Below are 15525 nucleotides of genomic sequence, written 5' to 3'. Positions count from 1 at the left end.
ACTATGACCATCAACCTTCCGTTTTCTGCAGGTCGCGATGCCCTTTTAGCTGCCTTATCCCGGCAATCCGCGGCGGTTATTCAGGCCCCTCCCGGCACCGGTAAGACCACGCTAGCTCCCGGGTATGTGCAGGATTTTCTGCGCGATCGCGCCACGTCTTCGGATTCCCTTCGTATTCATTCCGACGCCACACCCGCCCCCACCAAAGTCATCGTCACCCAGCCTCGGCGCATCGCCGCCCGGGCGTCGGCAGCGCGCGTGGCCAGCATTCACGGGTGGAGCCTCGGCCAGGACGTGGGCTACACAATCCGCGGTGAATCCCGCGTCAGCCCAGCGACCCAGATTGAATTTGTCACCTCTGGTGTTCTGCTGCGCAGATTGCTGCGCGATCCGGACTTGGCGGATGTGGGCGCGGTGATCATCGATGAAATCCACGAGCGCCACTTGGAGTCTGATCTGGTTTTCGGCATGCTGGCTCAACTGCGCGAGCTTCGGGAGGACCTCGTGGTGGTCGCGATGTCCGCCACCGTGGATGCTGCGCGGTTTGCCACACTATTGGATGCGCCCATTGTGGACGTTCCCAACCCTATCCATCCGCTGGAGATCCACTACTCCACCAGCGAAAACTCCATCTCTCACCGAGACAGCCGGGCTCGGCCCGGCGCGCGTGGCTCAGTAGAGGACATCGTGCACACCCGGATCCTCGAAGCACTAAAACACACCGCCGTCGAGCACATAGACGCCTCCCCCGGCGATCTACTGGCCTTCGTTCCCACCATCCGCGGCACGGAAATCCTCGCAGACAAGATGGACGGAATCACCGTCGCGGGCCACCCCATCGAGGCGCTGGCCCTGCACGGTGGCCTGTCCCCCAAGCAGCAGTCAGCGGTAGTGTCGCCGCGCAATTCGCTCTCCTCAGATAATTCCACCGAGCGCACCCCAACGCGCCGGGTCATCATCGCCACGGACGTCGCAGAGTCGTCGTTGACGGTCCCCGGCGCGCGCACCGTGGTGGATTCCTGCTTGTCCCGGGTTTCCAGGCTGGATTCCTCCCGCGGGATGTCACAGCTGGTCACCGAGTCCGCCTCGCAGGCCTCCACCGTCCAGCGTGCGGGCCGCGCTGGCCGCGAAGGCCCTGGCCAGGTGTTTCGCTGCATCACCGCGGAGCAGTGGTCGCATCTAGCAGTGTTTTCCCCGCCAGCCATCTCCACTTCGGATCTCACGGGCGCGCTGTTGGATTGCGCGGTATGGGGCGCTCCCGTCGGCAATGGTCTGCCCCTCCCCGACCCTTTTCCTGAGTTCCCTGCCCGCGCCGCCACGCAGTCGCTAGTCCGCCTCGGCGCGCTCACTCCTGCGTCCAAGAATCATCCGTTTGGCCAGGTCACGGAGTTGGGTCGCCGCCTCGCCGCCATGCCGTTGGATCCCCATCTGGCCCGTGGCGCGCTCCTGGCCAGCCAGATCGTGGACGTGGATACCGTGGCCAAGGTTGTTTTTCTTCTCGACGCCACACCCGATCCCTCCACCGCGTTAGCCACCCAAGTCTCTCGTGTGCGCAGCTCGGAGCCGGGCGTGACACGCATCCGCAAAATCCTGGACAAGCTCTCGCGGAACGTCGAAGGCCTTCCTGATCTGTCCGCCTTCACCTCCTCCCTCTCGTCAGCAGCAGAACCACCGAAGCCCGGCAGCCCAGAGGCGATCGGCGTGTGCGTGGCGTGCTGCTTCCCGCAATTGATCGCCCGGCGCGTCGTAGACAACGCGGCGGAAATGACAGACCGCGTGCTCACCGTCGGCGGCACTGGCGCGGCCTTGAGCCGCGAGCTGCTGGCCGCGACCAGTGGAAACGCGCAACAATGGTTCGCCGTGGCAGACATCGCTCGCGCTCATACTAAGGACGGCACGGGAGCTCGTGTTCGCAGCGCAGTGGAGATCTCGGAGGAGGTAGCGATTGCGGCGGGAGGTGGCGTCGAAAAGGAAAGAACAGCAACCTTTGACCCACAGACCAAGAAAGTGCGCGTGCGGGAGGTACGGCGGCTGGGCGTGATCGAGCTGAGCAGCGCGCCAGCGCAGGCGACAAAGGAGGAGTCCGTGCGAGCCGTCCGGGAGGCTCTGAAGGAGCACGGCGCAGAGCTGTTGCCATTGAGCAACGACGCGCGCAATCTGCTGGCGCGGATGTCATTTCTGCATGCTCACGGGGTGGAGGGCTACCCGGATGTGTCGTCTGACCTGCCGGAAGAGGTTCTGGAATTCGCGGCCAGTGATCTCGCTGCGGGGCGCGCCCCGGACGTGGCGGGTGTGCTGCGCGGGCTCATTCCGTGGGACCGGCCGATTGACCAGTGGGCACCAGAGCGCATGGAGCTGCCAAGCGGCAGGAATGCGGCGGTGACGTATCCGGCGGAGGATCCGCACGCCGCGCCGATCATCGCGACGAAGCTGCAAGACGCCTTTGGCTTGCACGAATCCCCACGAATCGCGGGTGTGCCGGTGCAGTTTCACCTGCTATCTCCCGCGGGTAGGCCGCTGGCCGTCACGGATGACCTGCGGAGTTTCTGGCACGGGCCCTACCAGGGTGTACGCAAGGATATGCGCGGGCGCTACCCCAAGCACAAGTGGCCGGAAAACCCATCTGAACTGGTCTAACCGGTCACTCACAACGCGCTCTAAACGCTAGCAACTCAAAACGCTAGCGCCTATCCACCGTCACTTCGGCCAACCCAGCGCTGACACGCACCGTCACCGTCGGCAGGTCCTTCCGCGCAGCATCCGCAGCACGCTCCTCCCAGTCCGCGCCCCGCACGTCAAAGCTCGTGCCCTGCTGGCACACCGATTCAGACATAAACGTGTCCGTGCACTCTAGTTTCACCTGGTAGCTGGCAGCGGTGGTCATCTCTGGGATGAGCAGTTTCACTCCGGACAGGCGCGCGTTCAATTCCATGTCTTGGAACCCATCCCGCTTGAGCACACCAGATTCGGCAGACAACGTTCCGAGGTCGAGTTCCACGTCGGACATCCAGAACCGGTACTGCGCACTCTGCTTATCCGGGTCTACCGGGAACGTTCCGGACGTCGCAGCGTTGAGGTTGGATTGCTCCGATCCGCCAACCAAGTCAGACCCAACCAATCCCAGCACCGCAGTACCGCTCACGGCAACGAGCACCACCATCGCGATCACGAACCGTCGGATCGCGCGCCCGAATCCTCCCCGCTTCCGCGCCCCCGAGGCACTGGCGTGGCTCTGCGCAGGCGCCTCGTCTGGATCAGGCAAGTTCCACGCGAACGGCGCAGTGCCCAATGGGTCCCAGCTGGGTGGCGTGGGGATGTCCGCCCGCGTCTCAAATCCTTCTGCTGCGGTGTACGGCGCGTCGTGTTCAGTGGTTGACGTGGTGTTTTCCTTCCCGACGCCATACTCACCGCCCGCCGCAGCACCTCCCGCCGCAGCACCTCCCGTGGCATCCGCTGCGTCCGGATCCGGGTATGCCGTGGCGTAGAAATCCTCCGGTGGCTCCGGCATCCGCTGATGCAACAAGTACGCGGCCGCGGCGATGGCCAGCACACCGATGATGTCCTTGGTGCTCAGCGCGCTGCCGGTGCCCAACGCGTTGATGATAAGGATGATGCCCACGATCCAGCCGATCGTCCGCTCTGTACTGTAGCGCGGATCCCGGCGGTTGCGGAATACCACCTCCGCGGGGCTGAGCGGCACGGTGTAGCGCGGCAGGATCACCAGCAGGGTCAGATACAGAAGCAGGCCCATGCCGGCGAAGAAGGTCAGTGCGACGAATCCCAGGCGGATCAGCACTGGGGAGATTTGGTAGCGCACGGCGATGCCCTCGGCGATGCCAGCCAGCCATGCTCCAGAGTTTTGGCGGGAAGGAAAGCGCACGGGGCGGGTGCGCCACATATCGGAAAGAGTGCTGCTGAAGTCTTGCGTGTTGTTCGTCATGCTTGCCAGTGTCTCTTCCCGCTGCCGTGTCCCACATCGGGGAAAACCCCTCATCCTGTGATTTCAGGGTAAACCCTGATGATCCCTGATGTTCTCAGCTGGCACACTACTGTTATGACCCGCTCCACCCCGGAAACTCCGAGCCCAGGACAAAGCCCCGAGCCATCACATCCCGGCCCGAGCCGCGGCCTGTGGCCGTGGGGCCGGAATAAGTCCTCCGGTCGCAAGGCAGGCAGCCAGCAAGTAGGCGCCCCGTACCCGGAATTTCACCGCGTCCGGGAAAACCGGCTGCTCGGCGGCGTATGCACGGGTTTGGCCGCACACCTTGGGGTGGATTTGCGGTGGGTGCGCGTGGCTTTTGTCATCCTGCTGATCGCTCCGAGTTTGGCCATCCCCTTGTACGTCGGTCTGTGGATCTTCACCGATTCGGTAAGTGAAGCGGAAGCCGGCATGGCGGGCACCACAAGGACCAAGATCTACGAGGGATCGCGCTGGATTAAAGGGCCAGAAACCATCAATCGACCTGCGACGATGGCTGATTGGGCGCTGGTCGCCGTGGGCGTGGTGGTGCTGATTGCCGGTAGTGCCCTGACTGCCGAGCGCACCCCGGTGACCGTGGGCTTGGCCGTGGCGGCCGTGGGTGTGTTCTTGGTGTGGCAGACCTTCGGTGTACGCGATGTGGCGAGCGGCGGAACGCTCACGCCGAAGAATCGGTGGCTGCACCTGAGCAGCCTAATTGGTGGTGTGGTGCTGCTGATTTTGGGGCTGGCCGGGACCATTGTGGTGCTGGGAGTTTCGGATTCGCAGCAGTCGCAGTTCTCGCTGCTTGGCCTGGCTTTTCTTACGGTGTTGCTTCTCATCGTGGGTTTTGTGGTGGTCTTAGTGCCGTTGTGGCTTCGCCTGTGGGCAACTGCCAACAAGGCCGCGATGGAACGCGCGGCGGAGGCAGAGCGTGCGGACATCGCCAGCAGAATTCACGATTCCGTGCTGCAGACTCTGACGATGATTCAGAAGAATTCGCAGGAGCCGGAGACGGTCACGTTGGCCCGCAGCCAGGAGCGCCAGCTGCGCCAGTGGCTGTTTGGGGTGGAGGAATCCGTGGCGCCGGAGACGTTGCTGGGCGCGGTTCGAGTAGCCTGCGGCGAGGTCGAGGATCAGTACGGAATCCGCGTGCGACCAGTGTTGATTGGCGAGGATCGCCCCACCAACGATGCCTCTTTGGCGCTGGTACTGGCCGGGCGAGAAGCAATGGTCAATGCCGCCAAGCACTCCGGGTGCGATGAAATCAACGTGTTCGTGGATGCCGAGGATCCCACCGGCCGCATCGAACTTTTCGTCCGCGATCGCGGCCCCGGATTCGCGGTGGATTCTATCCCCGAAGACCGCCAAGGTGTGCGCCAGTCGATTCTGGGGCGAATGGAGCGTGCGGGCGGTAGCGTGGAAATCGATACTGGACCCGGCGGCACGGAAGTCATCTTCACTCTGCCAGCCGCACCCAACTAGCCCTTTTCCGCCCTCTACCTGGAGTTTTCTTTCATGCCCGATGGCACTGCATCCGCGATCCGCGTCTTCCTCGTCGATGACCATTCCATGTTCCGCGCGGGCGTGCGCGCAGAGTTGGGAACCGTGGGCGCCGGCATGATCGAGGTGGTGGGTGATGCGGGTTCTGTGTCCGACGCCATCAGCGGCATCTCTGCCAGTACTCCCGACGTGATTCTGTTGGATGTCCATATGCCAGAGGGCGGGGGCTTGGCCGTGTTGCGAGAGGGCATGCGCTCTGGTGTGAGCGCGCAGTACTTGTGCTTGAGCGTGTCCGATTCCGCCGAAGATGTCATTGCGTTGATCCGGGGCGGAGCGCGCGGGTACGTGACTAAGTCCATCCGGAGTGAAGAGCTGGTGGACGCGATTCGCCGTGTGCACTCGGGCGACGCGGTGTTTTCGCCTCGTCTGGCTGGGTATGTGCTGGACGCGTTTAGCACCGGCCCGGCCGGCAGTTCAATAACTGGCAAGGCGGCGGCTAATAGTTCTGAAACCAACCTCGCGTCCGCTGAGGATCTGCAGAGCCAGGGCGTTCCGGCTTCTGAGGTGGCAGAAGTCCAGGAGGGCGAGAGCTTGCTGGATGATCTCACGCGCCGGGAGCGCGAGGTTTTGCGCTTGCTGGCTCGCGGATATACCTACCGGGAGATGGCGGAAAAGCTCTTCATCAGCGTCAAGACGGTGGAAACTCACGTGTCCAATATTCTGCGGAAGACTCAGCACACCAACCGGCATAGCTTGAGCCGGTGGGTCTCGGATAACCACCTATAGACAGTGACTCGCGCAGCATTCGCACTCCACCCTAAGAAAACCCAGGCATAAGAAAACCCAGCATCGCTGCCGGGTGTGAGGTGGAGACTGGGCGAATGCCCAGTCAGAGGGGAAGGTTTAGCGCTTGCTCATGACCAGCTTGAGGATCCACAGGAGGAGGCAAGCACCGATCAGGCAGGTAATGAAGCTGAAGATCCAGCCACCGCTGCCGATACCGATGAGGGTGAAGATCCAGCCGCCGAGGAAGCCACCGATGATGCCGACGACGATGTTGGCCAGCAGGCCCATCTGGGCGTCGGTGCCCATGATCTTGGAACCGATCCAACCGGCGAGACCACCGATGATGATCCAGCCGAGGAAGCCGAGTGCGGGAACGCCAGAGTCTGAGTTTGCTGCGAGAATGAGAGTATCCATGGCTACTATTTTACCGCAAAACGCAAATTTGTACCCATATCAACCAAATTGTTGCCAAAAATGAACCATGTCGTTACCCATATCGTCCTTGCTAACCACATATATGGGCAGGCAAACGAGCATCCAACGCGCCACTCGCTGGCACAGGCACCAGGAAGAACTAGAACAACGCGCGGTTCAGCAACAGGCGTGCTTCGTCGGCCATCTGTTCAATAACGGCTCCGGCCGGCTGTTCTGACTTCAGCAAGTCGAGCCCCTGACCTGCATGAAGCTTCAGATCCTCCGCAAAGTCACCACCTGCCGCTCGCGCATCCACCAGCTCCGCATCGGTCACTTCACCCCGCTCGGACATCTCGGCGTATACGTCGGTAAAGCTATTGGCCACGGTGCGGGTGGGCCACGTTTCCGTATCCCACCCCTGCCGCTCGGCGCGGTCGTAGATATCTGTCAGCAGTGTCGATTTTCCGGTGGCCTTTACCGCGGCGGCCCGCAGTTCGTCGGATCCCAGCGCTTCTGGGCTGCCCAGCAGCGCGGTGCCCACCCATGCCGCATCAGCGCCTGCCGCTAGGGCCGCCGCCACTCCGCGTCCGGATCCAATTCCGCCTGCCACGGCCGCGGGGATGCCCGGCGCGGAGCGCATCAGGTAGTCCAAGATGGTCTGCATCAGGGGCATAGTGCCCATGCGCCCGGTGTGCCCGCCAGCGTCCGTGCCCTGAATGCACACCACATCCACTTCGGCATCCAGCGCTTGGCGGAGCTGCGCGATGTCATTAACTGGCGCCACCACGGAAATTCCGTGGTCATGCGCCTGTTCTACATATCCGTTGGCATCGCCGAACCCAAGGCTGATGACCTTCGGGCGGGCATCCAACACGGCTTGCCATACGTCTGGCTGGTCCTTGATTGCCCACAGCATCACGCCGATGCCGAAGTTCCCCAGGTCCGTAGCCTCGGCACTAGCGGCCGCGCCTCCAGCACTCTCCGCGGAATCCTTTTGGCCCAGCATCCTGCGCGCAAAGCTGCCCATCGCATTCCCCTGTGCTCCGTATCCGGCTTGTGCGCCCGTGCCCTGTGTTGCCTCGCGGGCGATGCGGGCGTTTTCGGTGACCCACTCCACGCTCGTGTTCGCCCCCACCCCGATCATTCCGAGGCCACCAGCTTGTGAGACAGCGGCGGCGAGTTCGCCTCCAGCGCGTCCGGCCATCGGAGCGCCAATGATAGGAACGTCGATGTCCCAGAGGCGAGTCAGGCGAGTTGTTATGTTCTGACGTTCCTTCGATGCGTCCTCAACCACAGAGCCTGTCTCCTTTCTTATCTTTTGGCTGGTGGCCAGAATACGCTTTCGGTTCGCAGTTCTCATCTTTTTGCGCTTCAATTACTCCATTTTGTTGAGCAAAGTTGGAGCACCCCCGATTCGCCAACCTTCACCCTCGCCAATGTAAAAAACGTGGCTAGGGTGGATCGTATGAGCAACTCGAGCATTTCTCTGAAGCCCGCTAAGGATGTCAACACGGCTGCAGTGGTCGCCACGGGCCTCATCGGCGGTTGGATCACCGCCCGCGAGACCGGCATTCGCCCCCTCGGCGGAGTGATTCTGGCCGCTGCCGGCGGTTACGCTGCCCGTTCGTGGAACGCCAAGGCTGGCGCTGGCGTGGCCGCCGGCCTGGCCACCGGTTACATCGGCGCGTTCGGCCTGTCCCACCCGCTGGCGAAGAAGATGGGCTCCTGGCCTGCGGTGTTGAGCGTTACCGCCGCCACGGCCGGTGCGGCGTACGCCCTTTCGGACGCCAAATAGTTCCTCCCCGCCGTCAGCCCCCATCCCCGTGGGGGCTTTCTTTGGGTTGTTTCTTTTACGACGCCACTTGCCCCACCACAGCTTGAGCCATGACCTTGAGCTCCTCGTGGTGTGGCTCGATGTCGCCGGTGAACTCCACGGGCTCGGCGCACGGCTGCCATTCGTAGCCGGTGGTGATGCTGCGCATGGCCTTGGCCGCGCCGGTGGTGTCGTACCCGCCACGGATCCACCAGCTCATGGGTAGTCCTCGCTTGTCCTGCTGGACTGCGTAGAACGTGGAATCGAAGTAGTGCTTCAGGGCTCCGGAGATATAGCCGAAGTTGGCAGTCGTGCCCAGGATCAGCCCATCGGCTGCGCGCAACTGGTCGATGTCCGGTTCCAGGGCATTGACTTCCACCACGTCAATCCGCTGTTCAGACCCGAGCACTTCGTTGGCCATGTCGGCCGCGTCACGGGTGGCGTCGAGAAGAAAATCGGCGAGACCACGGGTGGCGGGTGTGGGTGAATGATGGACCACAAGAATCGTTGACATGCTTTCTAACATAACGATGAACTGTGGAAACGCCACCAAAACTGGCAAAAAGGTGGGGCCCTTTTGCGCAAGTGCAGAGTGTTAGTTCGGAGATGCGCAGCCCCTACGCCTACGATAGTTCCGTTATGGCCAAATCAGCTGGTACTTCCTTCAGAACAGATATCGAGGGGTTGCGTGGGCTCGCGATCGCCCTCGTTGTTGTATTTCACGTGTTCGTGGGCAAAGTGTCCGCTGGCGTGGACGTCTTCTTGCTGCTGGGCGGAATATTCTTCTTCTCCAGCCAGCTCAACAATGCGAGGCGTAAAGATGGCTTGACGATTGTGCAGTCTTTGCTGCGCATCGTGAGGCGTCTTTTCCCTCTGCTCGCAGTGGTGGTTGCGGCCACCCTGGCGGGCAGTTTATTTGTGATGAGCAAGCTGGTGCACGTCACGATGGCCCAGGACGCGGTGGGGGCGCTGGGTTACTACATCAACTGGGTACTGGCCTTTTCTGGGCGCGAGTACACCAACGTGCGCAATACGGTGAGCCCGTTCCAGCACTTGTGGTCGATGTCTGCGCAGCTGCAGATTTACGTGGCGTCTTTGCTGGTGGTGGTGCTGATTGCCGCCATTTTCCGCAGGTTTGCCAAGGGCGCGTTGCTGGTGGTCCTTACGGCGGGAACGGCGGCCTCGTTCGCGTATGCGTGCTGGTTGAACGTGGACAACCAGGCGCTGAATTACTACTCGACGTTCAGCCGTTTCTGGGAAGTGGGCCTGGGTGGCCTGCTGGGGTTGTGGCTATTGCGCCGACGCAAGGATGGCAGCCTCGCGATTCCACCCATCCCTTCTGTGTGGCGCTGGATCATGGGGCTGGCTGGCCTAGCCGCGATCATCTGCACGGGCTTGTTCCTCAACGGTTCTGAGCAGTTCCCTGGACCGTGGACGCTGGTGCCTCTGGTGGGTGCCGCGCTGGTGGTTATCTCCGGCACAGGTGGCCGCCCCACGGGCGTGACGCGGATGTTGGAATCCAGGGTTTTCCAGTTCTTGGGCCGGATTTCCTACGCGCTATACCTGTGGCACTGGCCACTGTTGGTGTTGGTGGTTGCATGGATGGGCCAGCGTTCCAGCGCAAAGGCCGCTGGTGGCCCTTCCGGTGGCGGAACGATGGTGGATCCGCTGGTGGGTGCTGGCGTGATTGCGGCCAGCTTGGCGCTGGCGTGGCTGTCTTCCCGGCTGATTGAAAAGCCTCTGCGCCAGGGCAAGAAGCCTGCGCGCAGCTGGGTGCTGTGGAGCCCGAAGTACTGGTGGAACTCCATCAAGGTGTGGCCGAAGACCATCTACACGCTGGTGATTTTGTTCATCGCGGGCGCGATCATTGCCAGCCCCACCTACCTGCAAGAGCAAGCAGAGGCCAATACGGAAGACCTCATGGCCCACGCCATGGATCGCAGCACCTACCCGGGTGCGGAGTCCTTCCTGTATGACCGATACGCCCCAGAAGGCCTGCCGTTGATTCCTCCGCTGGAGGATTTCAAGGCCTTGCTGCCGCCTACTCAGCCTGATGGCTGCCAAATCGGCTTCGAGCCTGCCGTGGTCATCACGCACAAGAACTACAACCAGTCCGAGGAAGAGTGCGCCTACGGCGATGTGAATTCTGATCGCACGCTATACGTCATCGGCGGCTCCCACTCAGAGCACTACATGCCAGCCATGGACTTGGTGGGCAAGCAGCGCGGTTTGAAGATCATGCCGTTGCTGAAGATGGGTTGCCCGGTGGGCTCCACTGTTCCGCTGTGGACGGGCGAGGATTATCCGTCCTGTCGCGAGTGGTCTGATGCCGTGATGGATTACATCCTAGAAAACCCGCCCACGGATGGCATTTTCATGACCGGCACCCGCCCGAATGACTACCTGGGCCAAGGTCCTGAGGTGGTTCCGGATGAGTATGTGGATGTGGTGCGCAAGTTCACGGACGCGGGCATCCATTCCTACTTGGTGCGCGATAACCCATGGCACATGCAGCGCAATCCTGAAGAGGGTCAGTTCAACCAGCGCGAGTGCGTCTCCGAGATGATGGAGGGCAACTTCGCGGGTAATGGGGATCCGAATTATGACGGCACCGATTTCCCAGGTGTGGCGGATCAGAATGCGCCGACCCCGGAGGAGATCGAGACCATCAATAGCGTGTGTGGCTCTGCGGTGGAGGAATCTTTGCTGCCGGTGAGCCCGCAGTACGAGGCCTACCAGGGCTTGGATGTCACGCATGTGGATCCCACGCTGGGTTACTGCAAGGACGGTTGGTGCCCGTCGATCATCGGCAACATGGCGGTTTACCGCGATGCGCACCACTTCACCAATGTGTTTGCTGCGTCCTTGGCCCCGGAGATCGAGCGGCAGATGTTCGCTGATCCTCCGCTGGGTCCGCTGCCTCCGCTGAAGCCTTTTGTTGCGTTCCCACCTGCTGATGGTGCGGTTCCGCCCGCTAGCGAGGATGAAGTACCGCCGGCTAATGGGGACGGTAATTCCCGTGCGATTGGGTCGTTGGACAAGGATGAGTTTGCGGCCCTAGAGGGTCAAGGTTCTGATTCTGATGTCGACGCCAACTCGGATGGCACCGGAGCTAATGGCACGGGCCAGGGCATCTCCCCTGCCCCGGGAACCGGTGGCGGTGCGGACAATGGCACGGGTGTCCAGCAGTACGATCCGCAGACGGGCTATCCCATCGAGCCGTCCACGGGTCTGCCCTATGACCCGAACACGGGAGCGGTGGTAACTCCGGGTTATCAGTCGCCATACCCGCCATACGGTGGCGGCTACGGAAATGGTTATGGCTACTGAGCAGCGAGTTCTGCAGTGTCAGCAATAGCTTTCACTACCACTGTCGCTAAAAGTTCTAAAGTTTAACTGTTAACTTGTTAAAACTTTGACAGTTTCAGTTTGTAGATTTACAGTTTGAAACATGAACTGGAATGCGCACCAGGTAGAGGTTGCCCTCGCCGAGCTTAAATCACTTGGCGATGACACCACCCTCATCGAGTGCAAGCTGGCACGTCAGTTGCCGGAAAACCTCCCAGAAACGACGTGTGCTTTCGCAAACCTGCCAGACGGTGGAACCATTTTTCTTGGTGTTGACAGTTCCCTCGAAATTCGAGGGGTAAAAGATGCTGCTGCGCTACAAAATCAAGTCGCTGCGCAAACTAGAAATTCAGTTGTCCCAGCACCGCATCTTGACTTTTGGACTGTGGAGATCAGGGGCAAACGAGTTCTAATCGTACAGGTACAACCGTTGTCACCTAGTCAAAAACCTGCCAGGTATAAGGGCAATGCAATGCTCCGCCAAGGTGACGGCGACCATGTGATGAATGCAAACGATCTTCACATGATGGAGGTCGCAGCGCTCCATGACACGGAGCGGGATGATTACGACCTGAAAACCCTGCCTGGTTCAAGTGTCTCGGATCTCGATGAGTCTGCACTAAAGCAGTACCTAGCAAAATGCCGCAACCAGAGCCGCAGGCTGGGCCAAATCAATGACGACTCGAAAATTCTAGAACTCACAGGAGTGACCTCCAGTTCTGGTGAACTGACGTATGCAGGGCTTTATTCGCTTGGCTTCTACCCACAGGCTAAGTTGCCTGCACTCAGCATCACCGCAGCAGTACAACTTCCCTCTGACGGCACAGGCCGGAGAATCAAGAATCTAAAGCACTTTGATGGCCCGGCTCCCGCACTCCTTGAAGATTCGATGGAATGGGTTCGGGAAAATATTTCTTCTGACCGGACGTACAACGAGAGCGGGCATCTTGTACAGGAATCAGAAATTCCCATGACCGCTATCCGTGAGGTGATTGCCAATGCTCTCATCCACAGAGATCTCGGGCCGGACACCGTGGGAGCCGGAAAACGAGTAGAGATCAGAATTACTCAAGACGCCCTCGTCATCGAAAGCCCAGGTGGACTCAAGGGAGTGTCTGTTTCTCAATTGGAAAGCAGCAACCTTTCCAAGGCCGCAGTGAATCAGCGGCTCTACGAACATGCAAAACGAACAGTCACATCTGACGGCCACGCTGTTGTGGAAGGTGAAGGAGGCGGAATTCTCGAGGTTTTCCAGGCCACGCGGTACGCAAACCTTCGTCAGCCAAAACTCATCAATTCTGGCGTGTCTTTCAAGGTGATTTTCCGCAGGAAGAAGACCGCTGAACACACCTTTTCAAGCCCCCCCGAACCCACTCCCTCTCAAGTATCGGCAAATGCGGATGCAACAAAGACATCTGATCTTCGGCTCCCCCACGGAAAAAACGTCTCCATCGTCTTCGCTTCCGTAGCGGAAGAAAATAAAACTATTCAAGAAATTATGGATGCAACGCAGCTGAGTGAAGGACAGGTCCGTTATGCTCTCAAGCCCCTACTCGCTAGCGGTTGGATCGACATGATCGGAGGGCAAGGTAATGCCAGCACCATTTACAGCTCTACAACACTGCCAAACAACGACTGAGCAGCGGGTTCTGAGCACCAACGTGGCTGTTCCCCAGCCTGATCCCGCAGGGGCGGATCGCGTGAGCGGGATCAATAAGCAGCCGTGCGACTCGATTTCCGTTTTCACTCCGGGGCCCAATTACGGCGATGGCTCGGGCGTGCGTGGCGATGTTATCGGCGATTCCAAGCATCACGGTGGGGCGCAGAAAGCCGTGTACGCCATGGCTCGGGAGGAGTTGGACTACTGGGAGTCTGAGCTGGGCAAATCACTGCACAATGGCGCGTTCGGGGACAACCTCACGACTGTGGGCGTGGACTGGGCATCGGTGGTGATCAACCAGCAGGTGTTCGTTGGCTCTGCCGTGTTGGAGGTCTCCGTTGCCCGCCAGCCATGTCGCACGTTTGGCGCATGGCTGGAGCAAAAGGGCTGGATGAAGTCCTTTGCCCAGCGTGCACAGGCGGGCTGCTATTTCCGGGTGATTCGACCCGGCGAAATCGCTCCCGGCGATGCCATCACTTTTGGCCCGGCTCCCAGCCATGGGGTGACCATGGGCGAGGTATTCCACGCCAAGATGGGCGATAAGGAACTCGCGCGCAAGGCAGTCGACGCGGGTTGCCTCCCCGCGATGTACCACGAGCAGTTGGAGCGCCTGCTCCGCTAAGCACACGTCTGCCTGGTCAAGCGTCGGATAAGGCGGATTATTCTTCCCCGAGTGCTTGAACGATGGCGGGAAGGCCGATTGCTGCCGTCGTTCTTAAAGACCATGTGGCTAGGTCCGTGAGGTCGCTACGCTGCGGACTGACCTCCACGATGGGCACGCCACGTTCGGCGACGATGTTCGGCAACCCGGCCGCGGGCCACACCACGCCGGAGGTTCCCACGATCACCACTAGGTCTGCCTGCTGCATTGAGGTTTCGGCCTGGTCCCATTCTTTTTCCGGCAGCGGTTCGCCGAACCAGACCACGCCTGGTCGCACGGGGTTTCCGCACAATGAGCAGGCTGTGGGCGTGGCGCGTTCTACCTGTTCCTGTGGCAATTCTGGGGTGCGGGCGGGCTTGTGGCAGATCGAGCATCGGTAGGAAAACAGGCTCCCGTGTAGGTGAGCGATGCGGGGGCGAGCTTCGTTGTGGTCATCGAAGGCGCGTTCGTGCAGGTCGTCGATGTTTTGTGTGGTGATATGTAGGTTCGCGCCACTTCTGCCCCACCAGCTCGCGATCGCCCTGTGGCCGAGGTTCGGTTCCGCTCGGCGGCACAGCGTTCCTCGCCACAAATACCAAGCCAGTATGGGTTCGGGGTCGCGAGCCCAGGAGCTCAAACTGGCCATGGCTTGCGGGTCGACCCGAGACCAGATGCCGGTCTGTGCGTCGCGGAAAGTATCCAGTCCGGAGTCTTTGCTCATGCCCGCACCGGTGAAAACCTCCACGTTGCGAGCGGTGCGCGCGGCCTCAACGAGCTCGGCGGGCAGCTCGGCCACATTCCCGCGCGAATCCACGGGATGGCCGTTGGCGCTGAACTCGATGACGTGGCTCATGTCCCCGAGGGTAGCTGGTGATTAGCGGGTGCTGGGGCGAATGATTGCTACGCTGATTGACGTATCGCCTTGAGAGTTCAAGGCGCAGTTATCGAAGAATTAGCAACCTATAATCTGCTAGCTACCGGGAGTTTGCGTGAAGAAGCGAATCAATGTCGTTGGTGCTGTATTGACTAATGGATCGCAGGTATTGGCTGCTCAGCGGGGACCGGACATGTCGCTGACTGGAATGTGGGAATTCCCAGGTGGAAAAATCGAAGAGGGCGAGACGCCCAAGGAAGCTCTATTCCGTGAATTGGAAGAAGAGCTCAACTGCGCCGCGACTATTGGTGATGAGGTGACGACCACCGAATACGAATATGACTTTGGAATCGTTGTCTTGACCACCTTTTTTGCCACTCTTGAAGACCGAAAAATTGAACTCACCGAGCATGCCGAGGCTCGTTGGGTCGATGTAGAAAACCTCGACCAGTTGGACTGGGCTCCTGCTGATATTCCTGCGGTTCAGCGGGTCATGAGCGTTCTCGGTTAACCGGCACCACGGATCAGA

13 protein-coding genes are annotated in these 15525 nt (G+C 60.5%); 8 read left to right on the top strand and 5 right to left on the bottom strand.

The genetic code is table 11. The features are described 5' to 3' along the window. Positions 1-3: 3 nt before the first annotated feature. Positions 4-2637 carry an ATP-dependent RNA helicase gene (locus CS919_RS09790; protein WP_099299303.1) on the top strand — a complete coding sequence of 878 codons (2634 nt, stop codon included), beginning with the start codon at positions 4-6 and terminating at the stop codon, positions 2635-2637. Positions 2638-2680: 43 nt separating this feature from the next. Here the strand turns inward: CS919_RS09790 and CS919_RS09785 are convergent, their stop codons facing one another. Next, on the bottom strand, positions 2681-3940 hold the full coding sequence (locus CS919_RS09785; protein WP_159460976.1) for a PspC domain-containing protein: 1260 nt from the start codon (positions 3938-3940) through the stop codon (positions 2681-2683). Positions 3941-4054: 114 nt separating this feature from the next. Between CS919_RS09785 and CS919_RS09780 the strand changes: the two genes are divergently transcribed. Together CS919_RS09780 and CS919_RS09775 are read left to right on the top strand one after the other, a co-directional pair. Next, positions 4055-5443 carry an ATP-binding protein gene (locus tag CS919_RS09780; protein ID WP_159460975.1) on the top strand — a complete coding sequence of 463 codons (1389 nt, stop codon included), beginning with the start codon at positions 4055-4057 and terminating at the stop codon, positions 5441-5443. A 57-nt stretch (positions 5444-5500) separates the two neighbouring features. Further along, complete coding sequence (locus CS919_RS09775; protein ID WP_099299325.1) at positions 5501-6247, top strand: response regulator; 747 nt, start codon at positions 5501-5503, stop codon at positions 6245-6247. A gap of 117 nt (positions 6248-6364) precedes the next feature. On the opposite strand, the gene CS919_RS09770 is transcribed toward CS919_RS09775, so the two are convergent. After that, positions 6365-6661, bottom strand: coding sequence for a GlsB/YeaQ/YmgE family stress response membrane protein (locus tag CS919_RS09770; RefSeq protein WP_099299300.1), 297 nt, complete (start codon positions 6659-6661; stop codon positions 6365-6367). A gap of 160 nt (positions 6662-6821) precedes the next feature. Beyond that, complete coding sequence (locus CS919_RS09765; protein ID WP_268803901.1) at positions 6822-7955, bottom strand: NAD(P)H-dependent flavin oxidoreductase; 1134 nt, start codon at positions 7953-7955, stop codon at positions 6822-6824. A 171-nt stretch (positions 7956-8126) separates the two neighbouring features. Between CS919_RS09765 and CS919_RS09760 the strand changes: the two genes are divergently transcribed. After that, entirely contained in the window at positions 8127-8456 is a 330-nt protein-coding gene (locus CS919_RS09760) for a hypothetical protein (RefSeq protein WP_099299299.1), read from the top strand. Positions 8457-8511: 55 nt separating this feature from the next. Here CS919_RS09760 and CS919_RS09755 read toward each other — a convergent pair whose 3' ends face one another. Next, complete coding sequence (locus CS919_RS09755; protein ID WP_228073716.1) at positions 8512-8988, bottom strand: flavodoxin family protein; 477 nt, start codon at positions 8986-8988, stop codon at positions 8512-8514. A gap of 125 nt (positions 8989-9113) precedes the next feature. On the opposite strand from CS919_RS09755, the gene CS919_RS09750 reads away from it, so the two are divergent. From CS919_RS09750 to CS919_RS09740, 3 genes are all read left to right on the top strand, one after another. Then, positions 9114-11804: an acyltransferase family protein gene (locus tag CS919_RS09750; RefSeq protein WP_099299298.1), complete on the top strand. Its 2691-nt coding sequence runs from the start codon at positions 9114-9116 to the stop codon at positions 11802-11804. A 121-nt stretch (positions 11805-11925) separates the two neighbouring features. Continuing rightward, the gene (locus CS919_RS09745; RefSeq protein ID WP_099299297.1) at positions 11926-13461 is read left to right on the top strand and encodes an RNA/DNA-binding domain-containing protein; all 1536 of its coding nucleotides are present in this window, start codon (positions 11926-11928) and stop codon (positions 13459-13461) included. Further along, complete coding sequence (locus tag CS919_RS09740; protein ID WP_099299296.1) at positions 13415-14104, top strand: MOSC domain-containing protein; 690 nt, start codon at positions 13415-13417, stop codon at positions 14102-14104. Before CS919_RS09745 ends, CS919_RS09740 begins: the two co-directional genes overlap by 47 nt. A 37-nt stretch (positions 14105-14141) precedes the next feature. On the opposite strand, the gene CS919_RS09735 is transcribed toward CS919_RS09740, so the two are convergent. Then, positions 14142-14975 (bottom strand): NAD-dependent deacylase, encoded by an 834-nt coding sequence (locus CS919_RS09735; RefSeq protein WP_099299295.1) that lies wholly within the window; start codon positions 14973-14975, stop codon positions 14142-14144. Between the two features lie 136 nt (positions 14976-15111). Here CS919_RS09735 and CS919_RS09730 point away from each other — a divergent pair, with 136 nt between their 5' ends. After that, on the top strand, positions 15112-15507 hold the full coding sequence (locus tag CS919_RS09730) for a (deoxy)nucleoside triphosphate pyrophosphohydrolase (protein WP_099299294.1): 396 nt from the start codon (positions 15112-15114) through the stop codon (positions 15505-15507). Positions 15508-15525: the final 18 nt, after the last annotated feature.

Origin of the sequence: Corynebacterium dentalis (assembly GCF_900232865.1) — a bacterium.
Classification (GTDB): Bacteria; Actinomycetota; Actinomycetes; order Mycobacteriales; family Mycobacteriaceae; genus Corynebacterium; species Corynebacterium dentalis.
This window is presented reverse-complemented; position numbering and strand designations above follow the sequence as displayed.